This is a genomic window from Marinomonas algarum (genome assembly GCF_020532605.1).
Classification (GTDB): domain Bacteria; phylum Pseudomonadota; class Gammaproteobacteria; order Pseudomonadales; family Marinomonadaceae; genus Marinomonas; species Marinomonas algarum.
In genome coordinates, this window is the sequence record NZ_JAJATW010000011.1 from 39,211 (window position 1) to 63,526 (window position 24,316).

Consider the following 24,316-nt stretch of genomic DNA (forward strand, 5'->3'; position numbering starts at 1 on the left):
CGATGTCAGATAACAAGAGTGAAAAAAACGAGCGTAAGTTAACCGCTTATGAGCGTTGGGAATTGCCACACCTCGAAAACAATCAAACAGACACCCATTCGGGGCCTGCCTTACTTGTCGATAAAACACAGTTTGAACCTACCACGGAAGAGGTAGACCAAGACTCGCTTGTATACGAACCATTGACTGCGTCCCAGCTTGAAGAGATACGTTCCGCTGCCTATGAAGAGGGGTTTATTCAAGGTGAGGAAGAGGGCCATCAAAAAGGGCACGCTGATGGCTTTGCGAAGGGGGAGGTCGATGGTTTTGAGAAGGGGCATGCAGAAGGCCACCAAGTTGGCTTAGAAGAAGGTTTGTCTCAAGCGAGGGTGGATGCTGAAGCAAAGCTGGCGAAGTTAGAGGCCATACTTGCGCAAGTGGTTGATGAAATTGTTGCTCCTCTTGAAAGCAGTCGTGAAGCCGCTGAGTCAATTCTGTACCATTCTATGATGCGAATGGTTGAAAACGTCTGCTTAGCAAAAATGGCTGAAGACGGTCAGACGGTGCTGCGTGAGCAACTGAGTAAAGTGTTTGACGAGATAGGCGAGTTTCAAGGGCGCATTAAATTGCGCCTTCATCCTGACGATATTGATGTATTGGATGAGTTGGGCGTCAAGAGTCGACTCAGTATTCAGCTTGAAGAGGACGACGGTCTTATGTCTGGCAGCTTTGTTATTGACTCTAAATCTTTTCATGTGGATGGACGTGTTGAGCAGCGTCTTGAGGTGGTTTTTGATGAACTGCGTCAACTTTCTCTTCCTGAGCAAAACTAGCCTATGTCTTCACTCGAAGCGCGTTTAGCCAAATTAAATCATGTTTCCATGGCCTCCTTGCCGCCACAACTCGAAGGCAAAGTAACTCGTATGGTTGGATTAACGATGGAAGCCGTGGGTTGTGTCGTTGCCCTGGGAGACCGTTGCCTCGTTCAGGTACGACGGGATCGCTGGGTGGAATCAGAAGTGGTCGGTTTCACTGGGGATTTAACTTACCTTATGCCAACAGAGGCGATCGAAGGGATTTGTCCTGGTGCTCGTGTCCGCCCGTTATTGGGAGACAGTAGAATGCCTGTGGGGGATCAGCTGCTAGGTCGAGTGGTCAATGGCCTGGGGAAACCGCTGGACGGAAAAGGGCCGATTAAGACCAAAGATTCGGTTACTTTGCACGGTGAAGCCATAAACCCTTTACAGCGAAAACCCATTTGTGAACCATTGGATGTTGGGATCAAGGCGATTAACAGCTTGTTGACCGTCGGTAAGGGCCAGCGTTTAGGCTTGTTTGCGGGCAGTGGTGTTGGTAAAAGTATGTTGTTAGGGATGATGACCAAATTTACTGAGGCAGATATTACTGTTGTTGGTTTGATCGGTGAACGTGGGCGAGAGGTAAAAGAGTTTATTGACCAAATATTAGGGGCAGAAGGGCTTGCTCGCTCGGTGGTGGTGGCATCACCCGCCGACGATTCGGCGCTGATGCGTTTGCGAGCGGCCATGCTGGCCACGCGAATTGCAGAATATTATCGCGACCAAGGCAAAAACGTTCTTTTATTAATGGATTCTCTAACGCGCTATGCGCAGGCGCAGCGTGAAATTGCCTTGTCTGTTGGCGAGCCACCTGCTACAAAAGGTTATCCGCCATCCGTTTTTTCAAAATTACCACAGCTTGTAGAGCGCGCCGGAAATGGTTGTGAGGGCAGTGGTTCGGTGACGGCATTTTATACGGTATTAACCGAAGGCGATGATCAACAAGATCCGATTGCCGATGCGTCTCGTGCGATTCTTGATGGACACATTGTTTTGTCTCGTCGCTTGGCAGAAGAAGGGCACTATCCAGCCATTGATGTTGAGGCGTCAATTTCTCGTGCGATGCCGCATATTGTGAGCCAAGATCATTTGCATGGCGCAATGAGAGTGAAGCAGCTTTATTCGAAATTCCAACAGAACCAAGATCTGATTTCAGTTGGGGCGTATTCACGAGGCAGTGACCCTGACTTGGATCAGGCGATCGTGTTGATGCCTGAAATTCGAGGCTTTTTACAACAATCTTTGACAGAACAGTTCAATATTGATGAAAGCCTGCAAGCACTGGTGGCGGCAATGACAAAAGAGCAATAAAACACGGCCCATTGTTAATAGGTACATAATCTAGGTCTCAGCGAGAAGGAGGGGATTGAATGAAAAAGTCACAACGCATGCAAATTCTCATTGACCTTGCTAAGCGAAAAGAAGATGCAGCGGCTCAACAGTTAGCCCGTGACAAGGCAAAAGTAAATTATGATGAACAAAAATTAAATGAGCTAAAAGAATACGCAAAGCAATATGAGTCTGAACGAAACCTGCTTGGGTTGAGTGCTTATTTGACCACTAACTATCAGCACTTTGTGGATCGTGTACAGCAGGCGATTGTGCAACAAGAAGGCGCTGTTGGTCGTTCAGAGCAGCAAGCTGAAATGAGTATGAGACGCTGGTCTCAGGCGCGAAGCAAAACAAAGAGCATGGACTGGCTCAAAGAGAAAAATGTCAAAGCGGAATTAGCCGTTGAGGCAAAGCAAGAGCAGCGTCAAAGCGATGAGTTTGCGATGCGGCGGTTTTTGGACGCAAGTCGTTAGTCTCTTGATAGGTATGCGACGTTTAAGAAAAACATTGTATTTTTAACACTTGGCTTGTTGCCAGCTTTCTATTTTAGTCTAGAAGTGATGATGAACTATGACAACACCGCATTCACCCTTTGGAGCGCCTAGAAAAGAGTTAATCAACAGCTTACAAAAAGGGGTTGTAGCACTCTTATTGCTTCTGGTACTGGCGTTTGCTGGTGCTTATGTCTATATGAGTTCGAGTCTAGAAAAGCAAAATGCTCAACAAGATAAGCTCACTGCGTTGTTAGGTCTTGTTTACAGTGCGGAAGAGCATTGGTCTGAGTGGCTGCTTCTGCAGGATGCCTCTTTATTGAGTGAGTCTGATAATCCGCCTTTCGCTCAAGCAAGTCATCTGCATCAGATGCTCACCAGTGAATATCAATTAATGGATGAGTACCTCCAGTCTTATGAATGGCGTGATGAGGTGAGTATCAAATCTTCTTTGTCCTTATTAGCGCGTTTATCGAAACGCTCTTTGGACAGACAGCCCTTAACCGCGCCAGAGCGCCAAGAAGTCTATGCTTCTTTTCTGAATCTCAAAGTCATTAATAACCGTTTAATACAGTTAGGTGTCGATTACGATTATCAGCGGCAGACCTTTTTATCAGAGTTAATTTGGATTCCTGTCGGTATCTTTTTATTTATTGCGACCATAGTCATTGTATTGTCTGTGCGCTTTGAGCGTCAGCTACGGTCGGGTTTTGCGCTTTTACATTATGTATTAGATCATCGGCGCCATGGTCACGCAGGGCTCTTACCAGAACGCGCTTTAGTCGATGCGTTTACAGACATATCGCACATCATTGATAATGAATTAGCTTCAAAGAATTTTGACCTGTCACAGCAGAGCGATCGGTTAGAATTGATGGAAAGTGCGTTAACGAAAGTCAGTGACGCCTTTATTATTACCGATCAAGAAGGCTGTATTGTGTGGCTGAGCTCAAGTGCTGAACAGCTCTGGCGTCATAATATTGCTGTCTTTGAGTCTTTGTTTGATATCGATTCGGGTCTTGATGTGCCCACGGGTGAGCGTGTCGTGGATACCGTACTATTATCTAATGAGCCAATAAAGCTGGCATTGGATCAGGGTGTCTACTGGCTATCGGTTGAGCCATTTATCGAAGAAGACAATGGCGATCAAATGGCTGAAGAGTCAGCCACTGTATCGCATTCTTGTTTTATTACTCTACGAACAAAAGCGGATCAGGCAGAATTAGAGGTCTTGCATCACAGCTTAATGTTACTGAGTAAGGATATTTGGAACGTACCCATTCGCGTCTTGCGTGAAGACTCTCCGTATTTTAGTTTTGCACGCTCACTTGAGCGCGTTCGTTTAAACGTTGTTGCGCTTTTTGACGCGTTAGACTTTGTATCTGATGCGCTTGATCCCGCTAAAAAAATTACTAAATTACAACAAATACCTACTGTCTTAGAGATGAAAACCGAGGTCAATGAGACTATCGTTGAGAACGACTCTGATGAGATGAGTGTGTCTACGAGCGCTGTTCAGGCTGAGTTAGAAGCAATGGCAGAGCTCTCTCAGCAAGTAAGAGACTCTTTATTGCTGGGGTATGAGCTTGTTTTACAGCGCTTGGCATTGGTAGAAAAAGATTTATCCTCCGATGTCTTTTTGTTGAGTGAGGTTGATCGTTGTCTCAACGAAGTACGATCTGGCGTCTTAACGAGTTTGTCGTCAGCACAGGGTGAAAGTGAGGTCGTTCGTCACCGTTTTGCGGTCGACGTTGAGCATGATATTAGCTTGGTTCAGACTCAAATCGATGAAATGAAATCCGTTGCGACGTCGACTTTATTGTTACTGGAGTCTGATCGTAGTGTAGGAATGGCCCGATTGGATCGAGCAAGGGTATCGATCAGTGATATGTCTGAGCGCATCCATGGTTTAATCAGCACGACATTAGGCAAGCGACTGCCGCCGCCTTTTGATTAGAAAGAGTAGCTTGGTATGGAACAGGTGTTAACCATATTGGTTGCGGATGATAATCCGTCTGACCGTCTTTTACTGAGGGCGATCCTGAGTCAATTTGGCCATAAAGTGGTGTTAGCGGTCGATGGTCAGGATGCGATTGAGAAGTTTGATCCAGAGACTATTCAGTTGGTGTGTCTAGACATCAAGATGCCACAAAAAGATGGTTGGGAGGCTGCCCTTGATATTCAAAAAATGGCGGGTGAGCGATTTGTTCCTATTGTCTTTTTATCGGGTGTTACAGACCCTGTTGCCTTATCAAATTGCCTTAGGATTGGCGGTATTGATTTTATTTCTAAACCTTATAATCCGACCCTGATTACGGCAAAGCTTAATGCGATTGTTCGCCTGCTGGTTATGCAGAAAACCCTTGAAGAACAGCGCGATGAAATGGCGTTATACAATGAGAAGCTGCGTAACGATCAAACCCTCGCCAAGCTTGTCTATGAAAAAATCACCCACTCTAATTGTCTTGAAGATCCTGCCTTATCAACCATGCATTATGGTACAGATACGTTTAATGGCGATGTGATTTTGGCTGCCTACAAACCCAATGGTGGTATGCATATTTTACTGGGAGATTTCACTGGGCATGGTTTGTCTGCGGCTATTGGGGCGTTACCACTAGCCGATATCTTCTTTGATTGGACGAAAAAAGGCTTTTTAATGCGACAAATCATTCCTGAAATGAATGCTCGCTTGAAAGGGGTGTTGCCAGAAAATATGTTTTGCCGTGCGGCGTTTATTGATATTAAGGTCAATAATAAAAGTGTGGAAGTTTGGAATGGTGGATTGCCCGATTTACTTTTCTTTCCTCAAGGTGCTGACACGCCCACTCGCTTGTCTTCGAAGAACTTACCTTTGGGGGTTTTGTCTGAAGAAGCGTTTGTTTGTCATATTGACCCTATGTCGTTCACGCCAGGGGATCATTTGATGGCGTTTTCTGATGGTGTGACGGATTCCATCGATCTGGCAGGTAATGCTTTTTCGGATAAGGTGTTAGCACCGCTCTATCAAGGCTCTGTGCGAGCAGAGGCATCAGTAGATTGGCTGGTTGACCAGTTGAAACAAGAATCCATTCTGGAGAACCCTAGGGATGACATCTCTTGTCTAAGTGTTCGTCTTGATACAAATATTGGTATTGATTCGTCGCGCTCCTCCGTCTCAAAAGGTCATGATGAAGCGCCTGCCGATTTCTCATTTGAGTATGTTCTTAATGCCGAGTCCCTCCGCAATACGGACCCCTTACCTTATGTGTTACAAATACTGACCACTGTGCCAGGGCTTAGCCGTTTTTCCAGTCAAATATTTATGATTCTTTCAGAGCTGTATTCTAATGCGATTGAACACGGTGTATTAGAGTTGCAGTCGGAGATTAAACAGTCTGCAGAAGGCTTTTCTTTGTATTACGATGAGCGCGAACGCCGCTTATCTAACTTAAAGGAAGGTTATGTGAAAATCTCAGTGAAGGTTACCTCAAATCAAGATAATCGTTTTTTGGTTCTGTATGTTGAAGACAGCGGGGCGGGGTTTGATGTAAATAAAATAGACTTTGACTTATCAGACAGCAGTTTACTGTATAACCGAGGTCTTGCATTGCTCTACCAACTCTGCTCAAAATTGACCTTTTCAAAAGGTGGTCGTGCTGTAACAGCCCAGTATAATTGGCAGGTGGGGACGCAATAATCGAGTTGGCGCTTATATTGCATTGAGCCTCCTATTATTGGGGGATTTTATGCGCACAGATTCAAATACCGTTTTACCGTTATCGACAGAGTCTTCTGCTAAGTCGTCTTCACTTTTGAAGGTGGCTTCTGGTAAGGGAGCGGATTTCCATCAACGCTTTCAGGAAGCGCAATCTTCTCCCATTGTTCAGCGCTCTGCTTCAAGCAGCGATGCCCTAGTTGCAGAAGAAGCGACCAGCGCTTTGACTGCTGAACCCCCATTAGAAAAAAAACTGCTGCCTGAACAGGAGGCTACACCTTCCCCTCTTCTTTCTTCAGAAAATAGTCGCTCGATCTCTCCTTCAGAGGTGTCAACGGTAGCCCCCATATCTACTGAGAAAGTATTGGAATCAGACGTTGTGGTGTCTTTGGTTTCAAAGGAGAAAAGTGAATTAGGAGATCAGCCTGATCCCAGTATTAAGAGCGATGATCTAAAGTCAGTTCTAACGACCTTGAGTGTTGACAGTGATGATACTGTAGAGGGAGGTGAGCAGGTAAACTTTGTAGGAAAGAGCGGCAATGTTTTGCAATTAGAAGGTGAACAATCGCCTGCCAACAAAGAAGGTTTACCTTCCCCAAAGCAACCTCTTGTTGGTGTAACCGGTCTTGCTTCAGTTCGTCAGGCTAACAGTCAGTCAATCGATACAGCGGAATCGGTAAGGCTTTCATCGGCATCGGCATCGGCATCGGCATCAGCAGCCGTTATGACTTCCATGGATGAAACGCCTGTTGTTGGTGTAACAACAGAGGTGCAACAAGAAGAGACGGTGGGTATCGTCTCGCTGTCCTCTGCTGATGGCTCAAATGAGCCGACTTTGTCTGCGGTGCAGCCTCGTGAAACTTTTGTGAGTGAAGAGAAGGTTCAGGCCGACTCTCTTCCTAAGAGAGGAGAGGCGAGTGCTTCGACTTTGGCTGCTCTATCTGGGTTAATGAAAGTAGAAAAAACGCCTCAGCCAGCCATTCTGCCTGACGCTGTGGAAGAGGATGGCAAAATTGATCTTGCGCCTGCAGAAGATCCGAGTGAATTGTCTTGGGTTTTGTCCCAGATGGGAGCCGGAGCAGCCTCTGTTAAAGCCAGTATGAATAATCAAGAGGGGGTTGTTGACTCTAATAAAGTACAAGAAAAGTCGACCGTCGTACCCAGTATGATGACGGGCACGACATTGGTTGGTGGGCAAAAAGAGCCATTAGGTAATGTTGACGGCTTTGGGGTAGAGGGCGATGCCACTCTTGAGACGGGAGATGATGTTGCTCCAGAAGACAGTTTACTTACTAATGAACCGATAGAGCTTCGCAAGAAAGAACAAGACGCCTTGATTGGTCGGATGGCCGCACAGATTGAAGGTGCAGCAGGTGAAAAGGGTCGTCTAGACAGTCATGATATAGGAGGACTAAACAGTTCTCTGCAAAATGCAGCCAATCGTTCTACAGCAGGCGGTCTAGGTATCAATGCGGGCGCGACGGCTTCTCAGGCGAATAATTTAGCGATGAACGTGCCCCCAAATCATCCAAATTGGGCCAGTGAGATGTCGCAAAAGGTAGCTTGGGTCGCTCGTGATGGTGGTCATACCGCGCACATACGTTTGGATCCACCTGAACTTGGCAGTTTAACGGTAAAAATATCGGTAGACAGTGACACCAACACACAAGTCAGCTTCGTTGCCGCAACACCGCAAGCAAGAGATCTATTGGAAGGACAAATGGCGCGACTGCGTGACATGCTAGCGCAGCAAGGCATGGATTTGAGTCGAGCGGATGTGGATGTGTCACAACAAGATAGCGCCAATGCTCAGTACCAAGGCGAGGGTGGAAGCCAAGGTCGTAAAGGCGATGGTGCTATTGGCAATGAAGAAGAGGTCGATGATTTATTATTGACCAATAATACTTATGTTTCTGCCAGTGGAGTGGATTACTACGCGTAAACTAACGAGAAATTGATGGTGCTCTGTTGGATTCTTTGTAGAATAGGGTAAATTTATTGAAGCATAAGGCACCCTGGTGCCTGAACAAATATCCGTGTTTACCTAAAGGTTTGAAAGATGGCAGATGACGAATTAAATGTGGGCGAAGAGGAAAGTAAATCAGGCGGAAAGAAAAAGCTGATTTTGATTGTTGCGTTGGTCCTTGTATTGGTGGGTGGTGGCGCAGCCGCTTATTTTTTATTTTTAAGTGGCCCAAGTGATGCAGAGTCTCCAGAGTCTGATGAAGCGGCTTTGGTGAATGAGCCTTCTATTTATTTGTCCCTTGATCCCGTATTTATTGTGGATTTCTTAGTGGATGGTCGTCAACGTTACGTGCAGTTAAATATGACGGTCATGTCAAAAAATGCCCAACAAGTGGATGCGGTTAAGTTACATATGCCTCTTATTCGTAACAGTTTAGTGTTGCTTTTTTCCAGTCAATCTTTCGCTGAGTTGAAAACCGCGGAAGGCCGAGTCGCATTAAAACAGGCGTCTCTGGAGGCGATTAACAGCATCTTAGAGCAAGAAACCGGTCAGCAAGGTATAGATAACGTGCTGTTTACCAATTTTGTGATGCAGTAAGCGTATGTCGGCTCAAGATCTTTTATCCCAAGATGAAATTGATGCGCTGTTACACGGTGCCGATGAGAAGCCGGCTGAGGAAGAGAATCAAGATCCCAATGGCATTGCTTCTTATGACATCACCAGTCAAGAGCGTATTGTCCGTGGGAGAATGCCTACCTTAGAGATGATAAACGAACGTTTTGCGCGATATACCCGCATCAGTTTGTTTAATATGCTCCGTCGTACCGCCGATGTCTCATCAGGTGGTTTGCAAGTGATGAAGTTTGGTGAGTACGTTCACACCTTATACGTCCCGACCAGTCTTAACTTGGTTAAGTTTAGACCCTTGCGAAGTACGGCTTTATTTATTCTTGATGCGAAGCTGGTTTTTAAATTGGTGGATAACTTCTTTGGTGGAGACGGTCGCCATGCAAAAATTGAAGGGCGTGAGTTTACACCGACAGAGATACGCATTGTTCAGTTGATGCTTGAGCAGGTCTTCGTGGATTTAACGGAAGCTTGGGCACCAGTCTTAAAGCTCGAATTGGAATACCTTAGTTCAGAAGTAAACCCTGCCATGGCAAACATTGTCAGCCCAAGCGAAGTTGTGGTGGTGTCCACTTTTCACATTGAATTAGACGGTGGCGGTGGTGAGTTGCATATTACTTTGCCTTACTCAATGATAGAGCCGGTGCGTGAGCTACTTGATGCCGGTGTGCAAAGTGATGTCGATGAAAAAGATGATCGTTGGGGGCGTTCTCTCCAGCAGGACGTTAAGGACATCGACGTACAATTGTCCGTTAACGTGGCGAACAAAAAAGTGTCGTTAGGCGATGTGCTAAAATTTAAAGCTGGGGACATTATTCCGATTGAAATGCCGGAATTTGTGACGGTCAGAGCCAATGGCGTGCCTACTTTTAAAGGTAAGTTAGGTGTCAGTAATGAGCGTTACTCTGTGCAAATGAAAGAAAACTTTAAAACGAAGGTGAACAAGTAACATGGCGGAAGAGCAAAATCCAGATCAAGAAGGGATGGATGAAGGGTTAGCAGACGAGTGGGCTGCAGCCATGTCCGAAGCGGGGGAAACGACGGAAAGCGAAGGCATTGAAGACGAATGGGCTGCGGCCATGTCTGAGCAAAAAGTGGAGCCGGTTAAGCTTGAAACTCTGTCAGATCCTTCTGTCCCTAAAGGTGGTGTTGGATCAGATCTCGATCTGATTATGGACATTCCTGTTGTATTGTCGATGGAGCTCGGTAACACCGAGATTGCTATCCGTAATCTGATGCAATTGACACAGGGTTCTGTGGTGGAACTGGACCGTTTCGCAGGTGAGCCACTGGATGTTTTGGTGAACGGCACCTTGATTGCGCACGGTGAGGTGGTGGTGGTGAACGATAAATATGGTATCCGTTTAACCGACGTAGTAAGCCCTAGTGAGCGTATTAGACGACTTAAGTAGCTGCTGTTGAATATTTCCACTTGTGTTCGGTTTACTGTTGCTTTTTTTTGGGGGCTCTTTGCTTTATTAAACGCAACAGAGGGGTTTACTGCGACGGCAGAAGACCTATCTGTCACTTCTTCGTTATGGAAAGTAACGGCGTCTTTAGTCTTTGTTATTGCCTTTATCCCCGCTTGTTTATGGCTGGTGAAACGCTTTCAACTCACGCAAATGCGTTTAGGTCAATCCGCTATTAAAGTGGTTCAAGTGCAATCTTTGGGAGCCAAAGAGAAGATCATGTTGGTAGAGGTGGAGGGCGAACGCTTATTGATTGGCGTGACGGCCAATGGGATCACGCATATAAAAGACTTGCCCAAGCATCCCTCTACCTTTGCTAAAGAGTTGGACGATGCCACACCCGCACGTGCTGACGGCGAGGGTGAAGAGTGATCCGATATATTCTCGTTTTACTGCTAATGGTACCTGCCTCAGTATGGGCTGAAGTGGGTTTGCCGGCGGTAAAAGTCATAACAAACCCAGACGGCAGTCAGGATTACAGTGTTTCGCTGCAGATCCTCTTTATAATGACGGCGTTAACGCTGTTGCCTGCGGCTTTAATGATGATGACGGCGTTTACGCGAATCATTGTAGTATTGGCTATTTTACGGCAAGCTATTGGTTTGCAGCAGACGCCTTCAAATCAAATTATGATCGGGATGGCCTTATTCCTGACGTTATTTATTATGACACCGACGTTAAATAGTGTGAATGAAGTGGCTTTACAGCCCTATTTAAACGAAGAAATGACGTCGGTACAGGCAGTAGAAGCGGCTTCTGTGCCAATAAAAGACTTTATGTTGGCACAGACTCGTGAAGATGATGTGGCACTTTTTGTGAAGTTGGCTGGTCGAGAAGGAACGATTGAATCCATGGAGGCATTGCCGTTTACCATTCTTATGCCTGCGTTTGTGACCAGTGAATTGAAAACAGCCTTTCAAATTGGTTTTATGATTTTTATTCCCTTTTTGATTGTGGATATGGTGGTGGCAAGTGTATTGATGGCGATGGGTATGATGATGTTGTCCCCTGTGATCATTTCGTTGCCTTTTAAAATCATGTTGTTTGTTATGGTGGATGGTTGGTCGATGATTATGGCCACACTCGCAGCCAGTTTCGGGATTTAGCCATGAATCCTCAGGTAGTGCTTGATTTGTATGGACAAGGCTTTTATTTGATCGTACTGATTGTTGGGGTTGTGATGGTGCCTAGTTTGATTGTCGGTCTGATTGTTAGTGTGTTTCAGGCCGCCACTCAAATTAACGAACAAACACTGTCTTTTTTACCTAGATTAATAGTGACCATTTTAGTGATTATGCAGTTAGGGCCATGGATTTTGACCAAGCTAATGGATTTCACCACCAACTTATTTATTGATATACCTATGATAATAGGCTGATGTTAGAACTTTATCCTGATCAGCTTCTAAATCTTACCATCAGTTTTCTTTTGCCTTTTTTCCGTATTGGTGCCTTTATCATGGCACTGCCTTTGTTTGGTAGTCAGCTTGTTAGTGTCCGTGTGCGTGCTGCTTTTGCATTTGTGATCGCTATTATCGTGACTCCCATTATTAATGTGCCGAGTTATGATCCTATTTCCCCTGCCTATGTGGTGTTAATTGCTGAGCAGCTCATTATTGGTTTTGTATTGGGCTTTGTGATTACCGTGTTGTTTCAGTTGTTTTCTCTCGCTGGGCAATTAGCTGCGATGAAAGCCGGTTTGGGTTTTGCGATGTCGAATGACCCCGCGAATGGCATTTCAGTGGCGACCATGGGGCAATATTATCTATCGATGGTGGCGTTGGCTTTTTTAGGAACCAACGGCCATTTGGTGGTCATAGAGTATTTAGTTGAGAGTTTTAATTATTGGCCAATTGGCAGTGGGTTCAACAGCGAGCGTTACTGGCAGGTTGTTTTACTGGGTGGTTGGATGTTTGAAAAGGCCTTGTTGATCGTCTTGCCTTTGGCTATTGCGGTGTTGGTAATCAACTTGTCTTTTGGTGTTGTTGCTAAGGCGTCGCCACAATTGAATGTGTTTGCACTGGGGTTTCCGGTCATAATGCTGTTTTCTTTGTTTTTCTTTTGGGTGATGCTGGAAGATTTTCTTGATATATACAGATTGTTCTTCGAGGAAGTTTTAGATTGGATGAACACAACGTGGGGGATTCGTCTAGATGGCTGAAAATGAAGACGGTAGTGAAAAAACCGAAAGCGCCAGTAGTAAGAAGCTCGAAGATGCGCGAAATAAAGGCAACCTACCTAGGTCAAAAGATTTAAGTTCGGCGTTGCTTCTGGTTGTGGCGGCGGTGACCATTTACGGTACCGGCACCTTGCTGGTACGAGACCTTTCTTTATTGTTCAATTTTAACTTTCTCATCGAAAGGGCGGATCTTTTTGATTTTAGCCGTATGGTTTTCCACCTTTATGAATCTGTGGTTGCCATGATGGATTCTATGATTCTCATGATGTCGATATTGGCCGTGGCTGGTATTGTCGGCAGTATTGCCTTGGGTGGATTAAACTTTTCATGGGAGCCACTCACGCCAAAGCTCAGTAAAATGAATCCGATTGCAGGGTTGAAACGGATGTTTTCTGTTCAATCTTTGGTGGAATTGCTGAAATCCATTGCGAAAGTCAGCTTGGTCGGTCTTATTGCCGTCTTGGTATTGAATTATTTTTTACCTGAAACATTAGGGCTCACATTTCAAAGTATCCAGCTCGCCATTGCTCATGGCATAGACATTATCATTTGGTCATTTGTGTTTGTTACTTTGGCGTTGGTGCTGATTGCAGCAATTGATGTACCTTTTCAGGTTTGGTCACACAAAGAAAAGCTGAAAATGACCAAGCAAGAAGTAAAAGACGAGTTCAAGCAGCAAGAAGGTGACCCTTTGGTGAGAGGGCGTATTCGACAGATGCAACGTCAGGCTGCAATGAATAGAATGATGTCTGATGTACCAGACGCGGATGTGATCATCACCAACCCAACACACTTCTCAGTCGCGTTAAAATACGATCAAACAGGTGGCGGCAGTGCGCCGATTTTGTTGGCGAAAGGGGGGGATGTGATTGCATTGAAAATTCGTGAAGTGGGCAATCACTATGATGTGCCTGTGATACAATCGCCTGCTTTAGCGCGGGCTGTTTACCATCATACCGAAATCGGTGATGAGATTCCTGAAGGTCTGTTTAAGGTAGTAGCACAGTTGCTGGCTTATGTGTATCAGTTAAGAAATGCTCGGACCGGCGCACCTCGACCAGAAGGTATGCCAAATCTTGATGTGCCCGATGAGTTCCAATGGGATGGTAGTTAATTCATGGTAATAAGTGGTTTTTGTCCGTTGTTTCCGTTGTTTACGTTGTTAAGGGTGTCGTGTGAACTTTGATCGCGGTCGCCTTGTAGGGCAAGCACGAGGTATTTTTAGTGGGAATCTAGGTATTCCTATCCTGTTGTTGTCGCTGCTCGCGATGATGATCTTGCCCATACCTGCTTTTCTACTGGATGTTCTGTTCACGTTTAATATTGCCCTGGCCATTGTGGTGTTGCTGGTGGCTATTTATTCCATGCGACCATTGGACTTTGCTGTTTTTCCAACGGTTTTGTTGGTGTCAACACTGATGCGGCTGGCGCTGAATGTGGCGTCAACGCGAGTGGTGTTGCTGAATGGTCATGAGGGTGGTGACGCGGCAGGAAAGGTTATTCAAGCGTTTGGTGAAGTGGTTATCGGCGGCAACTATGTTGTGGGTTTTGTGGTATTCGCCATTCTAATGATCATCAACTTCGCGGTTGTAACAAAAGGTGCTGGTCGTATCTCTGAAGTGAGTGCTCGATTTACTTTGGACGCCATGCCTGGTAAACAAATGGCGATCGATGCGGATTTAAACGCCGGAATGATCGACGCAGACCAAGCGAAGATACGTCGTACCGAAATTGCCTCCGAAGCGGAATTTTATGGTTCCATGGATGGTGCGTCCAAGTTTGTAAAAGGTGATGCGATTGCGGGTCTGCTTATTTTAGGGATCAACATCATTGGTGGCCTAGCAATAGGCATGGCACAGCATGATTTAACCTTCACCGAAGCGATTGAGCGTTATTCCTTGTTAACCATTGGTGATGGCCTCGTTGCGCAATTGCCGTCTTTGATGCTTTCCACCGCTGCTGCGATTATGGTGACACGCGTTAATGAAACAGGAGACATGGGCTCGCAAGTTGTGCGTCAGATGTTTGGTTCTTCCAAAGCGCTGTACGTTGCCGCTGCCGTGATGACCATCATGGGGATTGTGCCTGGCATGCCCCACTTTTCCTTTTTATCATTAGCGCTTGTAATCGGTGGCCTAGCGTACTTTTTAGAGTATCAGAAAAAACAAAAGCCGAAACAAACCGCAGCAGAGAAAACCAAAGCCGCCGCAGAAGGCAATGTACCCGCAGAAGCCAAAGATTTAAGTTGGGATGATGTGGCCCCCGTCGATATGCTTGGCCTAGAAGTGGGTTATCGTCTGATTCCTTTGGTGGATAAAACGCAAGGTGGAGAGCTGCTGGCGCGAATTAAAGGAGTACGTCGTAAGTTGTCCCAAGATTTGGGTTTTTTAGTGCCGAGTGTCCATATCCGTGACAATCTTGACTTAATGCCAAATGCCTATCGGGTTACGCTTATGGGAGTCAGTTTAGCGGAGGCCGAGGTCCACCCTGATAAAGACCTTGCTATCGATCCTGGTCAAGTATTTGGCACCATCGATGGTATTGCCGGCAAAGACCCTTCATTTGGTCTTGACGCCGTTTGGATTGACCCTAAAAAACGCGATCAAGCGCAGACATTTGGCTACACGGTCGTTGATGTCAGTACTGTCGTTGCTACGCACATTAACCAAATTATGCACAAACATGCATATGAACTCATTGGTCACGATGAAGTTCAACAGTTATTAAGTTTGTTAAAACAATATAACCCTAAATTGGCGGAAGAGCTGGTGCCAAACACAGTGCCATTAAGTGTGCTGTTGAAAGTGCTGCAAAACCTATTGATTGAAGGTGTACCATTACGTGATATGCGTACTATTGCCGAGGCGATTATGGGCGTTCAACCAAAATCACAAGACCCAATGATATTGACCGCGGCAGTGCGAACATCGCTTTCTCGCCTGATTATCCAAACATTAGCAGATGGGGTAGAAGAGATACCTGTTTTAACATTAGAGCCACAGCTTGAAAAAATGCTGATGCAGACAGTGCAACAAAGTCAGCAATCGGGTATAAAAAATGAAGAAGCTTTGATTTTAGAGCCGCAAATGGCTGAACAATTACAGACGTCTTTGCGTCAAGCGGCAGAGCAGCAGGAAGCGATGGGGAATACTCCCATTTTAATTGTTTCGGCGCCTATTCGTCCTATGTTGGCGCGTTTTATGCGTTATGGCATGGTGAGTATGTCTGTTTTGTCCTATCAGGAAGTGCCTGACCATAAAAAAATCACCGTTGTCGGTGTTATAGGTCAATAAACCTTACCGTTAGGGTCGATAGAATGCGGCTATATTTATGCAAACCTTTCGGGTAAGCTATGGATTTGTAAGAAAAATACACGGGAAGGGTAAGTTTATTCATGCAAATTAGGCGGTTTCGAGCACCTGACATGCGCCAAGCGATCCGTAAAGTTCGTGACGCTGTGGGCCCAGATGCGGTCATTTTGTCGAACCAACGACTGCCTACTGGTGAGATAGAAATCGTTGCCGCTTTGGATTATGACGGTTCTTTACCCTCTAGCATGACGGCAAAGCCCGCACCGGCTAAGCCTAAAGAAACTTATAACGACCCCAGTGCAGATTATTTAGAACGCATTGAGAGAGCTAAGCAACAAGTCGCGCCGGAACAGTCCTCAGTATCTGAGCCGGAAAGGACTGAAAGGCCGTTGTTTAAAGAAGACCCACCAAGAGCAAAAAGACCCTTGGATGAGCCTTTCGAGATGCCTCCTTTGTCGGAAGACAAAAGTGACCCAGCTTTAGAAGAAGCGCTGTCAGTACGAAAAGATGACAGTGCTAAGCAACTTCATGATATGGAACTTGAGCTTAAAAGTGTCAAGGCTATGCTGGAAGAGCGTAAAAAGGCAGAGTCAAAAAATACCGTAAAAGAAAGTACGGTAGAGATAAAGATACGCGATAAGCTAAAATCATTAGGACTGTCTAGCTTTGTGGTTTCAAGATTAATTGACGACATTGACTTAAAAGGTCGTGAAGATGATTGGAATCGACTATTGGCACACTTAGCCGATTATATCCCCGTGCGGTCAAGCTCATCTGAATTGAAAGGTTGTTTAGCCTTTATGGGGCCAACTGGGGTTGGGAAAACCACGACGATCGGTAAAATTGCGGCCCAATACGTATTAAAACACGGCGCGAGTGGCGTGGTGTTGATTACAACGGATACCTATCGAATCGCGGCTCATGAGCAGTTAAGAGCCTTTGGGCGTATTTTAAATGTGCCAGTTGAAGTTGTGAATGAGTACTCAGATTTAAACGAAGTGCTGGCGAAATACGCTCACTATTCGTTAGTTTTAGTTGATACAGCGGGTATGAATCCAAGAGATTCAAACCTTGAAAGACAGCTATTAATGATGAAAAGAGCCCGAGCAAGCCTCAAAAAGTTATTGGTTTTACCTTGTACGAGTCAAAGGCAAGTGTTGAAAACCGTCGTTGATGTTTACTCTCAAGTTCAACTTGATGGCTGTGTGTTGAGTAAACTCGATGAATCGGCCTCTTTAGGTGAAGCGATTAGCGTGGTTATCGAAGAGGGTTTGCCTGTAGTATATATTGCTGATGGGCAGCGCATACCTGATGATATTGAACCAGCGCGAGCACACAATCTGATTAGTAGAGCTGTGTATACCGCTGATCATTATAGTCAACTTTATGGGTCTTTAAAGTATGGCAATTAGCAAAAAAATGTGATTACTGAAAGCGTTGTACTGAACTATGTAGTACAGTTAGACAGCGCCACTAATTCGAATGGCAAGGGTTGCTTAGACTATTTTATGCTGACCAAAACTGGATATAACACATACTCAAAAAAAGCAACGCTGTCAGTGGATGCTATTGTCGAGCAATATGGCTTCTTGGTAAAAAAGATTGCTTACCACCTATTGGCTCGTTTACCAGACAGTGTTGAAGTAGACGATTTGATTCAAGCAGGCATGATGGGGTTGATAGAGGCGTATAAACGCTTTGAGTCCTCCAAGGGGGCCAGCTTTGAGACCTATGCCGGTATACGTATTCGTGGTTCCATTATGGACGAAGTGCGTAAAACGGATTGGGCGCCACGCTCGGTTCGACGTAACGGTAGAGCGGTCGCCAACTCGATTAAAGAGTTAGAGGCAACGTTAGGTCGTGAAGTGACGGATATGGAAGTAGCCGATCATATGGGGATAAGCATGACTGAATATCATGAAATGCTTCATTCGTCCATGTCGACTCAGTTGTTTAGTTATGAAGAGATGTTGGACTCAGATGCTAACAACTTAGATAGCGTTCAATCTGAAATGGAAAGTACACCTTATTCACAAGTGGAAGAAAGTGGATTCCAGGATCAGCTGGCCGCAGAAATTGAGAATTTACCTGAGAGAGAAAAGTTGGTTTTGTCTCTTTATTATAATGAAGAGCTTAACTTAAAAGAAATTGGTGCTGTATTAGGCGTCAGTGAATCAAGAGTCAGTCAAATCCATAGCCAAGCGGCTATGCGGTTGCGTGCTCGACTAACTGATTGGCGAGATTAATTATGAGTTGTGGAATTTTACCTTTAGGGTGTGGAGGTTGCGTTGGATAAAAACATGAAGATCCTAATTGTTGATGACTTCTCGACAATGAGACGAATCATTAAAAATTTGCTGCGGGATTTAGGGTTTACCAATACAGTCGAAGCAGACGATGGAACAACAGCGTTGCCCATTCTTAAAGGGGGAACAATTGACTTCTTGGTAACAGATTGGAATATGCCGGGTATGACGGGTATTGAATTGCTTCGTGCTGTTCGTGCTGATGAAAAACTGAAGAGCGTTCCTGTTCTCATGGTGACGGCAGAGGCAAAGCGTGATCAGATCATTGCTGCAGCTCAGGCCGGAGTGAATGGGTATGTAGTGAAACCCTTTACAGCTGTTGCGCTCAAAGAGAAGATCGAGAAAATATTTGAACGAATAGACGCTGCAAAATAGGGATTTCACATGTCAAACAAACTGGAGTCTGGGCTAGTGGATTTTGAGAAACTAGTAAAAGATGGCGCTGTGGAGCTTTTAAGTTGCATCGAAGTCGGTGATTTCAGTGCGGCGATTAAGAAAATACAAGAGCTAAGCGAGGCGCGTCATAATAGTTTTTATAACGAAGTTGGTTGTTTAACTCGCAGTTTACATGATGCTATCCGTGACTTTCAGGTTGGCTCTGTGGATCTGGTTGTTAATGACAGTGAGAAAGAGAAAACCAACAAAATCACCGACGCATCGGATCGATTAGATTACGTTATTGAAATGACCAGTGCGGCTGCGAATAAAACCATGGATATGGTTGATACCAGCGTGCCTGTGGCCAGTGAATTGCAAAGTCAAGCAAGAGACTTGCGCAAAGATTGGGCTCGACTGATCAAGCGTGATCTAAGCCCACAAGAGTTTCGAGATTTATACAAGCGTATTGATGCATTCTTGTCTTACGCTGATGAAAGTGCAACGACGTTGCATTCAAACCTCAACACCATTCTTTTAGAGCAGGGTTACCAAGACTTAACCGGTCAGGTCATTGCTCGAGTGAATGATTTAATTCGAGATGTGGAAGAAAAACTTGTGCATCTTGTCGCTGTTGCTGGACGCGTTGATAGTATCTCAGGCATCGAACACGCTGAGGATGAGTCTGAGCACGATGACACTCGTGGACATGGCCCCGCTATTAATAAACAAAAAACACCTGAAGTACTGAATAGTCAAGACGAAGTAGACGACTTGCTATCAAGTCTTGGTTTCTAGAAGGAGCTGAGGATGAGTTTCGAGGTCGATGAAGAGATTCTACAAGATTTTTTGGTAGAGGCTGGGGAAATCCTAGAGCAACTCTCTGAACAGTTAGTAGACTTAGAGCAAAACCCTGATGATAAGCCTTTGCTTAATGCCATTTTCCGTGGTTTTCATACAGTCAAAGGGGGTGCTGGTTTCTTACAGCTAACCGCTTTGGTTAACTGTTGTCATTATGCAGAGAGTGTTTTTGATATTCTAAGAAACGGTCAACGTCAAATTGATTCTGACCTGATGGACATCGTTTTGCAGGCACTGGATGCCGTCAATGAGATGTTTGATGTGGTCAGAGCGGGTGGTGAGCCAGAAGAGGCTCCTCCTGAGTTAATTGATGCTCTAAAAGCGTACGCTGTTCCACCATCAGAAGATGAGTTGGCGGAAGACGATCAAGAAGAGGTTGATGAGGCCGCTTCTGATGAGGTCGAGCCTGAAGAACCATCGGTGACGGAAGAAAGTGACACGGCAGAGTCAACGGCCAATCAATCCGTGGATATTTCTGATGATGAATTTGAGTCGTTATTGAATGCATTGGGTGAAGACACAACAGCACCTCAAGACCCTAAAAAGTCTAATGCTGTGCCTGAAAATACAGAAAAAACCGATGATGAGATCACTGAAGATGAGTTTGATGCCTTACTGGATCAGCTCCACGGTGGCGGTGCGCCTGGCGTAGGCGGATCGGAAGGTAATACTGACGAGGGCAAGGCGAATTCTGACATTGACGCTTCGTCGGATGACATCACGGAAGAAGAATTTGAAGCTTTGCTTGATAAACTGCATGGCGAAAAGTCCGCTCCAGAAGGCAGCAAAGACAAAGCACCTGATACTGCTTCGTCGGCATCGGGTGAAGAGTCTGACCTTATTACAGAGGACGAATTTGAGTCCCTGTTAGACAGCCTGCACAGTCAAGAGAAAGAAAAGCAAGCGAAAGAAAAGTCGACCGAAAAACCAGCAGAAAAACCGAAAGAGACACCAAAGCCTAAGGCGAAACCAAAAGTAGCGCCTAAGCCAGAAAAAGCAAAAGCAGAGCCAGCTAAAGAAAAAGTGACTCACGCTCCTGTGACTCAAGAAGCGACTGTTCGAGTGGATACGAAGCGACTTGATGACATCATGAACATGGTGGGTGAACTTGTTTTAGTGCGAAACCGTTTGGTTCGCTTAGGTTTACAAAGTGATGATGAGTCGATGGGGAAAGCGGTTTCCAACTTAGATGTGGTAACCGGAGACCTGCAGAACGCTGTGATGAAGACGCGGATGCAGCCGATCAAGAAAGTCTTTGGTAAGTTCCCTCGTGTGGTTCGAGATTTGGCTCGGAACATGAAAAAAGAAGTCAATTTAGAGCTTCGAGGAGAGGAAACAGACTTAGATAAGAACTTGGTGGAGGCTTTGGCTGATCCTCTCGTTCACTTGGTTCGAAACTCAGTAGACCATGGTGTTGAGCCGCCTGATGTGCGTGAAGCAAAAGGGAAACCAAGAGTTGGTCACGTTATTCTTTCTGCAGAGCAAGAGGGTGATCACATTCTTTTGTCGATTGAAGATGATGGCGCAGGTATGGATCCGGCTTTCTTGCGTAAGAAAGCGGTTGAAAAGGGGCTGATGGATACCGATGCGGCAGAGCGTTTATCTGACGAAGAAGCGTTTAACCTGATCTTTGCTCCTGGGTTTTCCACAAAAGTAGAAGTAACCGATGTCTCTGGTCGTGGTGTGGGAATGGACGTTGTTAAAACGAAAATTTCTCAACTTAATGGCACGCTTCAGATTAAATCCGTTTTAGGTCAAGGTTCGCGCTTTATTATTAAAGTGCCACTGACGTTGGCAATTATGCCGACCTTAATGGTGACTCTGTCGGATCAAGCGTTTGCTTTCCCACTCGTCAGCGTGAATGAGATTTTCCATCTTAACCTGAAAAAGACCAATATCGTTGACGGTCAGCAAGTGGTGGTTATTCGCGGTAAAACATTACCGATTTTCCATCTGAAAAACTGGTTGATAAAGAATCGTCATGAGGATAACCAGCCATCAGAAGCGCATGTCGTTGTCATTCAAGTAGGTATGAGCGAAGTAGGTTTTGTGGTGGATCAACTGGTTGGTCAAGAAGAAGTCGTTATTAAGCCGCTTGGTAAGATGTTACAAGGAACAGCGGGCATGGCAGGGGCAACAATTACCGGTGATGGTCGTATTGCATTAATCCTTGACGTGCCTAGCATGCTGAAGTGTTACGCATCTAGGTAGCAAGTTTTTCGTTTAGGGGATGTAATATGCCTATTAAGGTGCTTGTTGTAGATGACTCGGGTTTCTTCAGGCGACGTTTGGTAGAAATATTCGAGTCTGATTCTCGTCTTATCGTAGTGGGTACAGCGAGTAACGGCCGTGAGGCTATTGATAAAGTGCAGTCGTTATCACCCGATGTGGTGACAATGGATTATGAAATGCCCATTTTAGATGGCATTGCGGCTGTTAGTAGCATCATGAAGAATAAGCCAACGCCTGTGTTGATGTTTTCTTCGTTGACGCATGAAGGGGCGAAAATCACCCTTGATGCATTAGAAGCGGGTGCGGTTGATTTTATGCCAAAGAATTTCGAGGATATCTCTCGAGATTCTGAGATGGTAAGACGTGCTTTGGTTGATCGTGTTTTGGTTGTTGCTAGAACACGCTTTTCTGGTAATCAAAGGTATGTAGAGCCACCTAGGCCTCGTGAAGCGCCTAAGCCTATCGTTACAGAGCGTGGTGTTATCATTCCTCGCTCTCGTAAACGGGTTAGCTTGGTTGCCATTGGGACTTCAACAGGGGGACCAATGGCGTTACAGGCGGTATTGACGAAATTACCAAAAAATTTTGCTGCTCCTTTAGTCTTGGTTCAACATATGCCTGCGGCGTTTACGGGGGCTTTTGCTGATCGTTTGAATAATATCTGTCAGATCACAGTGAAAGAAGCAAAAGATGGAGATCGCCTCCAAGCTGGGGTTGCCTTGTTAGCACCCGGCGGCAAGCAAATGATGATTGACCCTCGAAATGGGGGGTGTGTCAGAATTTTGGATGGAGATGAGCGGCTAAACTATAAACCTTCCGTGGATGTGACTTTTGGCTCCGCGTCTAAGTGTTACCCCGGAAAAGTCTTATCTGTAGTAATGACCGGCATGGGGGTAGATGGGCGAGATGGTGCTCGTATGCTTAAAAACTCAGGGTCAAGAGTGTGGATTCAAAGTGAAGAGTCATGTGTTATCTATGGTATGCCAATGGCCATCGAGAAAGCCAACCTTGCTGATGAAATCATACATTTAGATCATATCGGTGAGCGTATTGCACGTGAGGTTGTCTAGTGGATTTTGTGACTTTAGCCGGACTGATTATTGCTTTTAGTTCCGTATTTTTAGCGAACTGGCTAGGAGGAGGAGACGTTGTTCTGCTCCTCAACTTACCTTCAGCCATCATTGTTATTGTCGGCAGTATTGGTGCCACGTTAATTCAAAGTAATATTCAAGAGTCTCTGCGTGCCTTTGCGCTGGTTAAGTGGAGTCTTTTCCCTCCTGTCTATGACTTCAATTCCGCTCGTTCTTCCTTAAACAGTCTTGCTCATAAAGCCCGTAAGTTTTCTTTGTTAGCGTTAGAGTCGGACATCGAAGTGTTAGGGAATTCTTTTTCCAGTCGTGCATTGCAGATGGCCATTGATGGTGCTGAGGCCGATTCTCTTTCAGACCGTTTACACGATGATGCTGTTCGTCTTTATGATAGGCGAATGAAAAGTGTGTCGTTTTTAGAGTCTATTGGTGGTTATGCGCCAACGCTCGGGATCATGGGGTCCGTTTTAGGTTTGATCCAAGCCATGGCTAATTTAGACAGTCCAGAAGCATTGGGGCATGGTATTGCGGTTGCATTTGTATCCACTTTGTACGGCCAAGGTTTTGCAAATTTAGTCGTTTTTCCTATAGTTAAAAAGCTAACGGGCTACATAGAAAAAGAGCTGCTTTATCATCAATTATTGATCGATGGGATTTGCGGTATCGCTTTGGGCAAACACCCTTATCGATTAGAGCTTGAGCTGGATACCTATGAGTGATGCTCCCAAGCCACCAAGACGTCGAAGAGCGATTCCTAAAACATCGTCTTCTAACACTCAGGGGCGAGATCGATGGATACTGTCTTATGCTGATTTTATCACTTTGTTGTTTGCGTTTTTCGTTGCCTTATATTCATTATCTTTGCAAAGCAATGGCGATGAGCAGCGTTTAAAAGAAAGTTTGGATGGCGTGTTTGAAGCGGTACAAAAGTCAGTTAAGCCTATCAATATTGGTGAGCCGGTTGTAGGGGAACCAAAAGACATTGATGTGATCGAAACGAAGATCATTCCTGAGGCTATTCCATCAATAGAAGAAAGTCGTTCCTCAGTTATTTTCTCTTTGCTAGACCAAGTAGTAGAAAGTCAGTTTACAGGCTTGCGAGCCTTAGGTGAAATTGCTGTTTCTGAGTCCGCCGATTGGGTGAGCCTTGAATTGAACTCTGGTTTGCTGTTTGGTCAGGGAGAATATGAGTTAACGAACGAAGCGGTTGCGCTCTTAATGGTCGTCGCAAATGTATTGAAAAGGTACCCTTCGGTGATATTGGTGGAAGGAAATACGGATAACTTACCTGTGGTCTCGAGTCGTCTGGTGTCTAACTGGCATTTATCGAGTTTACGTTCGTCGTCGGTGGTTGACGAACTGGTCTACCGTGGCGTCAACCCAAAAATGATTGCGCCTATTGGTTTTTCGAGTGAACACCCTCAAGTGAGAAACAATAATGAGGATGGACGCCAGCAAAACCGTCGTGTGGTGTTGAGGATTAGTAAGCGTGACGCTGATAATGTTTACGATTACTTGTTCCAATAGCCTATTACTGTATATGATGG

At 45.3% G+C, this 24,316-nt stretch carries 23 protein-coding genes; all 23 read left to right on the forward strand.

Features of this window, described 5'->3' with window-relative positions:
* Positions 1-2 precede the first annotated feature (2 nt).
* Positions 3-812 carry a FliH/SctL family protein gene (locus LG368_RS08620; RefSeq protein ID WP_226754331.1) on the forward strand — a complete coding sequence of 270 codons (810 nt, stop codon included), beginning with the start codon at positions 3-5 and terminating at the stop codon, positions 810-812.
* Positions 813-815: 3 nt separating this feature from the next.
* Entirely contained in the window at positions 816-2,147 is a 1,332-nt protein-coding gene (fliI, locus tag LG368_RS08625; protein WP_226754332.1) for a flagellar protein export ATPase FliI, read from the forward strand.
* A gap of 59 nt (positions 2,148-2,206) precedes the next feature.
* A complete protein-coding gene (gene fliJ / locus LG368_RS08630; RefSeq protein WP_226754333.1) occupies positions 2,207-2,641 on the forward strand; it encodes a flagellar export protein FliJ in 435 nt (144 codons plus the stop codon).
* A gap of 97 nt (positions 2,642-2,738) precedes the next feature.
* Positions 2,739-4,616 carry a hypothetical protein gene (locus LG368_RS08635; RefSeq protein WP_226754334.1) on the forward strand — a complete coding sequence of 626 codons (1,878 nt, stop codon included), beginning with the start codon at positions 2,739-2,741 and terminating at the stop codon, positions 4,614-4,616.
* A gap of 15 nt (positions 4,617-4,631) precedes the next feature.
* Positions 4,632-6,338: a SpoIIE family protein phosphatase gene (locus LG368_RS08640; protein ID WP_226754335.1), complete on the forward strand. Its 1,707-nt coding sequence runs from the start codon at positions 4,632-4,634 to the stop codon at positions 6,336-6,338.
* A 49-nt stretch (positions 6,339-6,387) separates the two neighbouring features.
* On the forward strand, positions 6,388-8,298 hold the full coding sequence (locus tag LG368_RS08645) for a flagellar hook-length control protein FliK (protein ID WP_226754336.1): 1,911 nt from the start codon (positions 6,388-6,390) through the stop codon (positions 8,296-8,298).
* Positions 8,299-8,415: 117 nt separating this feature from the next.
* Positions 8,416-8,919, forward strand: coding sequence for a flagellar basal body-associated FliL family protein (locus LG368_RS08650; protein ID WP_226754337.1), 504 nt, complete (start codon positions 8,416-8,418; stop codon positions 8,917-8,919).
* Positions 8,920-8,923: 4 nt separating this feature from the next.
* Complete coding sequence (fliM, locus tag LG368_RS08655) at positions 8,924-9,898, forward strand: flagellar motor switch protein FliM (RefSeq protein WP_226754338.1); 975 nt, start codon at positions 8,924-8,926, stop codon at positions 9,896-9,898.
* Position 9,899: 1 nt separating this feature from the next.
* Positions 9,900-10,361, forward strand: a complete 462-nt coding sequence (gene fliN, locus LG368_RS08660) for a flagellar motor switch protein FliN (protein ID WP_226754339.1) — start codon at positions 9,900-9,902, stop codon at positions 10,359-10,361.
* 6 nt (positions 10,362-10,367) lie between these two features.
* Positions 10,368-10,790, forward strand: a complete 423-nt coding sequence (fliO, locus tag LG368_RS08665) for a flagellar biosynthetic protein FliO (RefSeq protein ID WP_226754340.1) — start codon at positions 10,368-10,370, stop codon at positions 10,788-10,790.
* 26 nt (positions 10,791-10,816) lie between these two features.
* Positions 10,817-11,524, forward strand: a complete 708-nt coding sequence (gene fliP / locus LG368_RS08670; protein ID WP_264194021.1) for a flagellar type III secretion system pore protein FliP — start codon at positions 10,817-10,819, stop codon at positions 11,522-11,524.
* Between the two features lie 2 nt (positions 11,525-11,526).
* Positions 11,527-11,796 carry a flagellar biosynthesis protein FliQ gene (fliQ, locus tag LG368_RS08675; RefSeq protein ID WP_226754342.1) on the forward strand — a complete coding sequence of 90 codons (270 nt, stop codon included), beginning with the start codon at positions 11,527-11,529 and terminating at the stop codon, positions 11,794-11,796.
* The gene (fliR, locus tag LG368_RS08680) at positions 11,796-12,578 is read left to right on the forward strand and encodes a flagellar biosynthetic protein FliR (protein ID WP_226754343.1); all 783 of its coding nucleotides are present in this window, start codon (positions 11,796-11,798) and stop codon (positions 12,576-12,578) included. Before fliQ ends, fliR begins: the two co-directional genes overlap by 1 nt.
* Positions 12,571-13,710, forward strand: a complete 1,140-nt coding sequence (flhB, locus tag LG368_RS08685) for a flagellar biosynthesis protein FlhB (RefSeq protein WP_226754344.1) — start codon at positions 12,571-12,573, stop codon at positions 13,708-13,710. Before fliR ends, flhB begins: the two co-directional genes overlap by 8 nt.
* A 61-nt stretch (positions 13,711-13,771) precedes the next feature.
* On the forward strand, positions 13,772-15,889 hold the full coding sequence (gene flhA / locus LG368_RS08690; RefSeq protein ID WP_338086311.1) for a flagellar biosynthesis protein FlhA: 2,118 nt from the start codon (positions 13,772-13,774) through the stop codon (positions 15,887-15,889).
* Positions 15,890-15,990: 101 nt separating this feature from the next.
* The gene (gene flhF, locus LG368_RS08695; RefSeq protein WP_226754345.1) at positions 15,991-17,319 is read left to right on the forward strand and encodes a flagellar biosynthesis GTPase FlhF; all 1,329 of its coding nucleotides are present in this window, start codon (positions 15,991-15,993) and stop codon (positions 17,317-17,319) included.
* 96 nt (positions 17,320-17,415) lie between these two features.
* A complete protein-coding gene (locus LG368_RS08700; RefSeq protein WP_226754412.1) occupies positions 17,416-18,153 on the forward strand; it encodes an RNA polymerase sigma factor FliA in 738 nt (245 codons plus the stop codon).
* Between the two features lie 54 nt (positions 18,154-18,207).
* Positions 18,208-18,588 (forward strand): chemotaxis response regulator CheY, encoded by a 381-nt coding sequence (locus tag LG368_RS08705; protein ID WP_476703451.1) that lies wholly within the window; start codon positions 18,208-18,210, stop codon positions 18,586-18,588.
* A gap of 9 nt (positions 18,589-18,597) precedes the next feature.
* On the forward strand, positions 18,598-19,386 hold the full coding sequence (locus LG368_RS08710; RefSeq protein ID WP_226754347.1) for a protein phosphatase CheZ: 789 nt from the start codon (positions 18,598-18,600) through the stop codon (positions 19,384-19,386).
* Positions 19,387-19,398: 12 nt separating this feature from the next.
* Entirely contained in the window at positions 19,399-21,660 is a 2,262-nt protein-coding gene (locus tag LG368_RS08715) for a chemotaxis protein CheA (protein WP_226754348.1), read from the forward strand.
* Between the two features lie 26 nt (positions 21,661-21,686).
* The gene (locus LG368_RS08720; RefSeq protein WP_226754349.1) at positions 21,687-22,751 is read left to right on the forward strand and encodes a protein-glutamate methylesterase/protein-glutamine glutaminase; all 1,065 of its coding nucleotides are present in this window, start codon (positions 21,687-21,689) and stop codon (positions 22,749-22,751) included.
* Positions 22,751-23,488, forward strand: coding sequence for a flagellar motor protein (locus tag LG368_RS08725; RefSeq protein WP_226754350.1), 738 nt, complete (start codon positions 22,751-22,753; stop codon positions 23,486-23,488). The genes LG368_RS08720 and LG368_RS08725 overlap by 1 nt, the downstream gene beginning before the upstream one ends.
* The gene (locus LG368_RS08730) at positions 23,481-24,296 is read left to right on the forward strand and encodes an OmpA family protein (protein ID WP_226754351.1); all 816 of its coding nucleotides are present in this window, start codon (positions 23,481-23,483) and stop codon (positions 24,294-24,296) included. The genes LG368_RS08725 and LG368_RS08730 overlap by 8 nt, the downstream gene beginning before the upstream one ends.
* The last annotated feature ends 20 nt before the right edge of the window (positions 24,297-24,316 follow it).

Bases quoted from the DNA above. Each gene is read 5' to 3' on its own strand.
- flhF (WP_226754345.1), top strand. From the start codon at position 15,991: ATGCAAATTAGGCGGTTTCGAGCACCTGACATGCGCCAAGCGATCCGT.
- fliJ (WP_226754333.1), top strand. From the start codon at position 2,207: ATGAAAAAGTCACAACGCATGCAAATTCTCATTGACCTTGCTAAGCGA.
- LG368_RS08645 (WP_226754336.1), top strand. From the start codon at position 6,388: ATGCGCACAGATTCAAATACCGTTTTACCGTTATCGACAGAGTCTTCT.
- LG368_RS08720 (WP_226754349.1), top strand. From the start codon at position 21,687: ATGCCTATTAAGGTGCTTGTTGTAGATGACTCGGGTTTCTTCAGGCGA.
- fliM (WP_226754338.1), top strand. From the start codon at position 8,924: ATGTCGGCTCAAGATCTTTTATCCCAAGATGAAATTGATGCGCTGTTA.
- LG368_RS08650 (WP_226754337.1), top strand. From the start codon at position 8,416: ATGGCAGATGACGAATTAAATGTGGGCGAAGAGGAAAGTAAATCAGGC.
- LG368_RS08700 (WP_226754412.1), top strand. From the start codon at position 17,416: ATGCTGACCAAAACTGGATATAACACATACTCAAAAAAAGCAACGCTG.
- LG368_RS08640 (WP_226754335.1), top strand. From the start codon at position 4,632: ATGGAACAGGTGTTAACCATATTGGTTGCGGATGATAATCCGTCTGAC.
- LG368_RS08705 (WP_476703451.1), top strand. From the start codon at position 18,208: ATGAAGATCCTAATTGTTGATGACTTCTCGACAATGAGACGAATCATT.
- fliN (WP_226754339.1), top strand. From the start codon at position 9,900: ATGGCGGAAGAGCAAAATCCAGATCAAGAAGGGATGGATGAAGGGTTA.
- LG368_RS08710 (WP_226754347.1), top strand. From the start codon at position 18,598: ATGTCAAACAAACTGGAGTCTGGGCTAGTGGATTTTGAGAAACTAGTA.
- LG368_RS08635 (WP_226754334.1), top strand. From the start codon at position 2,739: ATGACAACACCGCATTCACCCTTTGGAGCGCCTAGAAAAGAGTTAATC.
- LG368_RS08620 (WP_226754331.1), top strand. From the start codon at position 3: ATGTCAGATAACAAGAGTGAAAAAAACGAGCGTAAGTTAACCGCTTAT.
- LG368_RS08730 (WP_226754351.1), top strand. From the start codon at position 23,481: ATGAGTGATGCTCCCAAGCCACCAAGACGTCGAAGAGCGATTCCTAAA.
- fliI (WP_226754332.1), top strand. From the start codon at position 816: ATGTCTTCACTCGAAGCGCGTTTAGCCAAATTAAATCATGTTTCCATG.
- flhB (WP_226754344.1), top strand. From the start codon at position 12,571: ATGGCTGAAAATGAAGACGGTAGTGAAAAAACCGAAAGCGCCAGTAGT.
- fliR (WP_226754343.1), top strand. From the start codon at position 11,796: ATGTTAGAACTTTATCCTGATCAGCTTCTAAATCTTACCATCAGTTTT.
- LG368_RS08715 (WP_226754348.1), top strand. From the start codon at position 19,399: ATGAGTTTCGAGGTCGATGAAGAGATTCTACAAGATTTTTTGGTAGAG.
- fliP (WP_264194021.1), top strand. From the start codon at position 10,817: ATGGTACCTGCCTCAGTATGGGCTGAAGTGGGTTTGCCGGCGGTAAAA.
- fliQ (WP_226754342.1), top strand. From the start codon at position 11,527: ATGAATCCTCAGGTAGTGCTTGATTTGTATGGACAAGGCTTTTATTTG.